We start from the raw sequence: 7238 nt of genomic DNA on the forward strand, positions 1-7238 counted from the left end.
CGGCCCGGCGCGGGCGGGGCCGCGCCGGACCGCCACCTCCCTCGTGCGGTCTGCTCGCGGCCTCACGGCCGCTCGCAGGCGCACGCCGGTTCTGTTTATAAATTGTCGCGGCGGCGCTCTCCTTCCGTCCGCGTTCCGGCGCGACGCCCGAACTAATGCCCTTTTGAACGCGGGGACCGTCCGGTCAGGTATGACCGAGACCCTCAGGCTCGCCACGCGCGGGTCGGACCTCGCCCTCCGGCAGGCCGGGACCGTCCGCGACGCGTTGTCGAGCCGCCGACGCGACGTGGAACTCCGCCGCGTCGAGACCCGCGGCGACCAGATCCCCGACGAGCTGATCCACCGGCTCGGGAAGACCGGCGCCTTCGTACGATCGCTCGACGAGGAGGTGCTCGGCGGCGACGCCGACCTCGCCGTCCACTCCCTGAAGGACGTGCCGACCGAGGGGATGGACGACATGGTCGTCGCCGGCGTCCCCGAGCGCGCGCCCTCGGGCGACGTGCTCGTCCACCCCGACGGGGTCGGGATCGATGACCTGCCCTCGGGCGCGGTGATCGGGACGGGCTCGCTCCGGCGGACCGCCCAGCTCAAAGCCGCGCGCCCGGACCTCGTCGTCGAGCCGCTCCGCGGCAACGTCGACACCCGGATCGAGAAGCTGCTCGCGCCCGGCCTCCAGGCGGAACACGAGCGCCGGCTGATCGCCTCGGGCGAGGCGAGCGCGATGACCGCCGAGGAGAGCGGTGCTGACGACGCCGAAGACGGCGCCGAGGACGCCGACGGCGACGACCCCGAGATCGACGAGGAGTTCGACCGCACCGTCGAGGAGTGGTTCGACTCGCTCTCGGACCTGGAGCGCTCGGCGATGGAGCGGAAGGTCGAGACCGAGTACGACGCCGTCGTCCTCGCGGAGGCGGGGCTCCGGCGCTCCGACCTGTTCCACGAGATTCCCACGACCCGGCTTCCCCGCGAGGAGTTCGTTCCCGCGGCGGGCCAGGGCGCCATCGCGGTGACCGCGACCGACCCGGACGTGATCGAGGACGTGCGCTCCGCGGTCGACCACCCCCGGACCCGGGTGGCGGTCACCGTCGAGCGGACGATCCTCGGGGAACTCAACGGCGGCTGCGTCGCCCCCATCGGCGTCTCGGCGCTCGTGCAGGGCGAGCACGTCCACACCCGCGTCCGCGTGCTCTCTACCGACGGCACCGAGGAGGTGGCGGACACCCGCGACCTCCCGATCCGGTCGCACGCGAAGGCGGCCGAGTCGTTCGCGGCGGACCTGGCGGACCGTGGCGCGGCCGACCTGATCGCCGCCGCCCGCGAGGAGGCCGAAGTGGACCAGGGGACCCGGCAGGAGGCGGACGATGAGTGAGGGAGTCGACCCGTCGACGACGGGCGAAGCGGCCGACCTCGGCACCGTCTTCCTCGTCGGCTCCGGCCCGGGCGACCCGGACCTGCTGACCGTGAAGGCCGCCCGGCTGATCGAGTCGGCCGACGTGGTCCTCCACGACAAGCTCCCCGGCCCGGAGATACTCGGAGAGATCCCCGCCGAGAAGCGCGAGGACGTCGGCAAGCGCGCCGGCGGCGAGTGGACCCCGCAGGAGTACACGAACCGTCGGCTCGTCGAGCTGGCGCGCGAGGGGAAGTCCGTGGTGCGGCTGAAGGGTGGCGACCCGTTCGTCTTCGGCCGGGGCGGCGAGGAGGCCGAACACCTCGCCGACGCCGGGGTCCCCTTCGAGGTCGTCCCGGGCGTCACCTCGGCGATCGCGGGGCCCGCGGTCGCCGGGATCCCGGTGACGCACCGCGATCACGCCTCCTCCGTCTCCTTCGTCACGGGCCACGAGGACCCGACGAAAGAGGAGTCGGCGGTCGACTGGGACGCGCTCGCCGCGACCGGCGGGACGATCGTCGTGCTGATGGGCGTCGGCAAGCTGCCCGCGTACGCCGCCGAGCTCCGCGACGCCGGGCTCGCCGGCGACACCCCCGTCGCGCTGGTCGAGCGCGCGACGTGGCCGGGGATGCGCGTCGCGACCGGCACCCTCGACTCGATCGTCGAAGTCCGCGACGAGGCCGGGATCGAGCCGCCCGCGATCACCGTGATCGGCGACGTGGCCGCGGCCCGGGACCGGGTCGTCGAGTTCCTCCGAAACGACGGCGGGCGGGGTGACGACGCGTGAGCGACCGCGGAGCGGTCGGCGGCGGCGAGGGCGACGCCGCGGCCGGCGAACGCGACGCGACCGCCGGGCGCGACGACGCCCCCCGCGTCGCCGTCTTCCGCCCGGCCGACGAGCGGATAGACGACGCCGCGGCGCTGCTGGAGTCGCTCGGCGCCGAGCCGGTCGCCGACCCGATGCTCGCGGTCGAAGCGACGGGGGCGGTGCCGGCCGCGGCGCCGTACGTCGTCCTCACGAGCAAGACCGGCGTCGAGCTCGCGGCCGAGGCGGGCTGGGAGCCGGGCGACGCGACGCTCGTCGCCATCGGCCCCGCGACCGCCGCCGCGGCGCGCGAGGCCGGCTGGACCGTCGACGTCGTCCCCGACGAGTACACCTCGGCGGGGCTGGTCGAGGCGCTCTCCGGGCGCGTCGCCGGCGAGGCCGTCGAGGTGGCCCGCTCGGACCACGGCAGCGACGTGCTGATCGAGGGCCTCCGCGACGCCGACGCGACGGTCAACGAGACGGTGCTGTACCGGCTGACACGGCCGGAGGGGGCGGGCGAGTCCACCGAGCGGGCCGCCGCGGGCGACCTCGACGCCGCCGCGTTCACCTCGTCGCTCACGGTGACTCACTTCCTCGAGGCCGCCGACGAGCGGGGGATCCGCGAGACGGCGATCGCCGGCCTCGACGACGCGACCGTGGGCGCGATCGGCCCGCCGACCGCGGAGACGGCGGCGGAACACGGGATCGACGTCGACGTCGTTCCGGGGGACGCCGACTTCGCGGCCCTCGCCGAGGCGGTCGTGGCGGCGGCGACGGACGGTGACGTCGGTCCGGACCGGTAGTTCTCGGGACCGATACGTTCGCTCGCTTCGACCACACGGCCGGGAATCCGTCGCTCGGTGCGCTTCCGACGCGATCCGCCGCGTCCGCCCTGTCGCAAGGAATCAGATCAGATAATTTGGAACGCACATTTATTATCCGACAGGTGAGAAGCAATGACATGCAACCGAGCGAGCGCTGGTCGCTGCGGACCGACGACGAGGTGCTAGTCGTCGAGTTCCCACACGGAACGGGGCTTAGCCCCGCCGACAGCGAGGCGCTGCTCGATCGGTGGCGGACGGTCACCGCCGACCGCGCGGTCGACGCCGTCGTGATCCTCGTGCGGACGAGCCGGCCCTGCTCCGACGCCGGGCGGCGGGCGCTCCGGGAGTCGGCCCAGATCGCCGTCGCCCGCGGCGTGGACCGGTTCGCCGTCGTCGGCGAGCGCTCGAAGCGCCGCTACCTCAAGCGGACTATCGACGTCGAAGGGGTCGACACCGAGGCGTTCAACGACACCGACCCCGCGCTGGAGTGGGCGAAGCGTCCGTCGACCGCCGTCCCTTCCGCCGAGACGTCGTCGTAGGCGGGTCCTCGTTTCAAATAGAAGCCGGTGCCGGTTCGAGCGACGCCGGCCTTGCCCGAATCGCTGTACCGCGGTTAGCTGTCGCTGCCGGCGGCGGTCTCGTTTCCGGCACCGTCGGTTTCGTTTTCGGCGGCGCCGTCGCCGTCGGACCCGTCCTCGTCGCCGTCCGACCCGTCCGCTTCCTCGGTGTCGGCGGCGGATTCGTCCTCGTCGCTGTCCGACCAGTCCGCTTCCTCGGCGTCGGCGGCGGATTCGTCCTCGTCGTCATCGTCGTCGATCTCGTTGACGTCGACGTCCCGGCCCGCGACCCCGCTCCCGGAGATCACGGGTTTGAGGATGTAGCCGTTGTTCGGACCGCGCTTGACGACGTTGATGTCGAAGACGAAGCTGACTGGTTCGTCGGGCGTGACCTCGAACCCGTTCGTGATCCGGAGCTTCTCGCTCGGGAGCTTCACGTCGACTTCCCCGCCGTCGACGATCCCCTCGACGGCGGAGACGGAGAGCTCGATCTTCTCGTAGCTTCCCGCCGGAATTTCACCGTCGAACACGGCCATAGCGTCCTCCTCGATCACCCGCGTGAGGTCGACAGTGGCGCCGTCGAGGTCGACGACGGTGAAGCCGCGCTCCTCCGCGTCTCCGTCTTCGTCGTCCTCCTCGTCTTCGTTCCCGTCGTCCTCCGCATCGCCTTCCCCGTCGTCCTCCGCATCGCCTTCCACGTCGTCCTCCGCATCGCCTTCCACGTCGTCCTCCGCATCGCCTTCCACGTCGTCCTCGTCCGCGGTTCCGTTCGACGAGTCGTTCTCCGCTTCGGTCGCGTTCCCGGCCTCTTCCGAGCCGTCGTCCTCACCGTCTGTCTCTTGTTCGTCGGGCTCCGCGTCCTCGTCGTCATCGTCTTCGTCGTCGTCCTCGTCCCGTGCCTCGAAGATCCGAGCCTCGTCGAGGGTGACGTTCAGCTGATCGAAGTCGCCGATGTCGGCCGGCGCGTCGCTGATGAGGAGCCGGAAGTTACCGGTGAGCGTCTGCGACCCGTCGGAGCCGTCCGAGCCCTCGGAGCCGTCGGAGCCGTCCGACGAGGGGAGCGCACCGTCGCCGGCGCAGCCGGCGAGTAGCGTCGCGCTCGCGCCCGCGCCGAGCGCCACGAACTCACGTCGTCCGAAGCCGTCGGCGGGGGTGTCCTGAGAGCGGTCGTCGCCTGTCGTCCGCGGTCGGTCCGTCATGGTGATTCGCCCTACGCACCCCGGACGGGTATATAACGGAGATTCTCAGCCCGAATTAATGCGGATCAAACCGCTTTCAATCGTCTGGATTAGCCGGATAGACACCGACGAGAGACGTCTGAGCGACCGTTCACGGATCGACCGTGTCGATGCCCGCTTCGTCGACCACGCGCTTCGCCTGTCGGGTCGCGCGCTCGCGGACCGCGTCGGCGTCGGTCCCGACGTGCTCGCCGCCCTCGTACCGGACCTCGCCGTCGACCATCGTGAAGACCACGTCGTCGCCGTGAGCGGCGTACACGAGATGCGAGAGCGGGTCGTGGATCGGCGTGGCGCGCGTCCGGTCGGTGGTGAGCCCGATCACGTCGGCCCGGTGGCCCTCTCGAAGGGCGCCGAGTCGGTCGAAGCCGGCGGCGCGCGCGCCGTTCGTCGTCGCCATCTCCAACACGGTCGCGGCGGGGAGCCGGGTCGGGTCGCGCGCGTCGACCTTCCCGAGGAGGCTCGCCTGCCGCATCTCGGTGAACGGGTCGAGCGTGTTGTTGCAGGGCGGGCCGTCGTTGCCGAGTGCGACCGTGATCCCCCGGTCGAGGTAGTCGTGGATCGGGGCGACTCCGGAGGCGAGCTTCATGTTCGAGGAGGGGCAGTGGGTGACGACCGTGTCGGTCTCGGCGAGCACCTCTCGCTCGCGCTCGTCTGTGTGGACGCAGTGGGCGAGCGTCACGTCCGGTCCCGTGAGCCCGACCTCGTCGAGCCACAGGACGTTTCGTCGGCCCGTGTCGGCCGCTACCGCCTCGATCTCGTCCTCGTTCTCGCTGGCGTGGGTGTGGATCGTCACGCCCTCGTGGCGGTCGGCGAGCTCGCGGCAGCCCCGCAGGCACGCCTCCGTGCAGGTGACGGCGAACCGGGGGGTGACCGCGTACCGGATCCGACCGCCGGCGGCGCCGTGGTACTCCTCGACGAGCGCCTCGCTCTCGGCGAGCGCGGCGTCCGTGTCCTCTAAGAGTCCGTCCGGGGAGTCCCGGTCCATCAGCACCTTCCCGAGCCGCGCGCGGATCCCCGTGTCTATCGCGGCCTCGAACGCCTGCTCCGCGTGGTTGACGGAGAGGTGGTCGACGACGGTCGTCGTCCCGCTCTCGAGGCATTCGAGGTACCCGAGCTCGGCGGCGGCGCGGGTCGCCTCGGCGTCCATCGCGGCCTCCATCGGGAGCACGGCGTCGAACAGCCAGTCGAGCAGGGCGGCGTCGTCGGCGATCCCCCGGCCGAGCGACTGCACCGAGTGCACGTGGCCCCCGATCAACCCGGGCGCGACGAGGTCGACCTCGCGGCGCTCGTGGTCGGGGTACTCCTCGCGGAGGGCGGCGGCGGCGCCGACCGCGGCGATCGTCGCGCCCTCGACGACGACCGCGCCGTCGGGGACGACGGTCTCCGGATCGGCGATGACGGTTCCGGCGATCAACATGTCCGTCCGTTCCTGATGGTCGATTCTTAAGAGGGTGTCCTTCGCGGGTCGGCGGCGAGCGGCGCGGATCGGCGGCGCTGGTCGCGGGTCGGCGGCGAGCGACGGCGACCGACGGAGCGGTCGACGCCGCGTTCTCCCGTCCGCTACTCCAGTTCCGTCTCGCGCTCGCGACGGTCACGGGAGTCGCGACGGTCGCGGGAGTCGCGTCGGTCCGCGGCGTCGGCGTCGATTCGCCCCTTCAGATCCTCGGTCTCCAGCAGTCGGTCGAGCCGGCGCTCGAACTCTTCCTCGCCGATCTCGCCGGTGGCGTACCGCTCGCGGAGCGTCTCCAGGGGATCCCCGGCCGCCGCGGTCGTCGCGGCCGACGCACCGGCCGCGTCCCCGGACTCGACGAGCGGGAAGTCCTCGCCGAGCAGCAGCACGAGCGGGATGATCACGAAGAAGCCGAGGATGAACGTGGCGGGGATCAGCGGCCCCAACGCCCCCGGGAGGAGGACGGCGAACAGCGAGGTGAGCCCGAACGAGAGGACCGCGACGAGCCCTATCAGCCGCTTTTTCTCGAACGTCGGGAGGGACATACGCGGGAGATTCCGACGAATCAACAAAAGCGTACTGCCGGCGGTCCGCCGAGCGGGTCGACCGCGGCGGCGCCCGCGACCGACGGCTATTCGTTTCGGCCGCCCCCAGCCGGATCCGTGCTCAGATACGTGACGACGAACCCCGGGAAAGTGCGCGAGGCGGAGCGGTACCTGCCGGACGGCTCGGTGGAGCGACTCGACTTCGACTACACGGAGATCCAGGCCGACGGGCTCGGGCCGATCGCCGCGCGGGGCGCGCGGGAGGCGTACCGCCACGCGGGCGAGTCGGTGCTCGTCGACGACGCGGGGCTGTTCGTTGAGGGGCTCGACGGGTTCCCCGGTCCGTACTCCTCGTACGTGGAGGAGACGCTCGGGGTCGAGCGCGTCCACGAGATCGCCGCCGGCCTCGACGACCGCCGGGCCGCGTTCCGC

8 protein-coding genes are annotated in these 7238 nt (G+C 71.9%); 5 read left to right on the plus strand and 3 right to left on the minus strand.

Annotated features, from left to right (window positions below; translation table 11 throughout):
• Positions 1 to 190: 190 nt before the first annotated feature.
• The 4 genes from hemC (at position 191) to DJ73_RS13860 (ending at position 3555) form a co-directional block, all read left to right on the plus strand.
• Positions 191 to 1369, plus strand: coding sequence for a hydroxymethylbilane synthase (hemC, locus tag DJ73_RS13845; RefSeq protein WP_094558244.1), 1179 nt, complete (start codon positions 191 to 193; stop codon positions 1367 to 1369).
• Positions 1362 to 2174: a uroporphyrinogen-III C-methyltransferase gene (gene cobA / locus DJ73_RS13850; RefSeq protein ID WP_094558245.1), complete on the plus strand. Its 813-nt coding sequence runs from the start codon at positions 1362 to 1364 to the stop codon at positions 2172 to 2174. Before hemC ends, cobA begins: the two co-directional genes overlap by 8 nt.
• A 116-nt stretch (positions 2175 to 2290) precedes the next feature.
• A complete protein-coding gene (locus DJ73_RS13855) occupies positions 2291 to 2995 on the plus strand; it encodes a uroporphyrinogen-III synthase (RefSeq protein ID WP_254921669.1) in 705 nt (234 codons plus the stop codon).
• A gap of 158 nt (positions 2996 to 3153) precedes the next feature.
• Entirely contained in the window at positions 3154 to 3555 is a 402-nt protein-coding gene (locus DJ73_RS13860; RefSeq protein WP_094523984.1) for a hypothetical protein, read from the plus strand.
• A gap of 74 nt (positions 3556 to 3629) precedes the next feature.
• Here DJ73_RS13860 and DJ73_RS13865 read toward each other — a convergent pair whose 3' ends face one another.
• The 3 genes from DJ73_RS13865 to DJ73_RS13875 all read right to left on the minus strand — a co-directional run bounded on the left by DJ73_RS13865 (position 3630) and on the right by DJ73_RS13875 (position 6806).
• Positions 3630 to 4772, minus strand: a complete 1143-nt coding sequence (locus DJ73_RS13865) for a DUF4382 domain-containing protein (RefSeq protein ID WP_094558247.1) — start codon at positions 4770 to 4772, stop codon at positions 3630 to 3632.
• Positions 4773 to 4902: 130 nt separating this feature from the next.
• Positions 4903 to 6228, minus strand: coding sequence for a 5'-deoxyadenosine deaminase (locus DJ73_RS13870; protein WP_094558248.1), 1326 nt, complete (start codon positions 6226 to 6228; stop codon positions 4903 to 4905).
• A gap of 143 nt (positions 6229 to 6371) precedes the next feature.
• On the minus strand, positions 6372 to 6806 hold the full coding sequence (locus DJ73_RS13875) for an SHOCT domain-containing protein (RefSeq protein ID WP_094558249.1): 435 nt from the start codon (positions 6804 to 6806) through the stop codon (positions 6372 to 6374).
• A gap of 117 nt (positions 6807 to 6923) precedes the next feature.
• On the opposite strand from DJ73_RS13875, the gene DJ73_RS13880 reads away from it, so the two are divergent.
• The coding region (locus tag DJ73_RS13880) for a non-canonical purine NTP pyrophosphatase (protein ID WP_275542255.1) at positions 6924 to 7238 on the plus strand (315 nt) is incomplete at its 3' end.

Source organism: Halorubrum sp. Ea1 (assembly GCF_002252965.1).
GTDB lineage: Archaea > Halobacteriota > Halobacteria > Halobacteriales > Haloferacaceae > Halorubrum.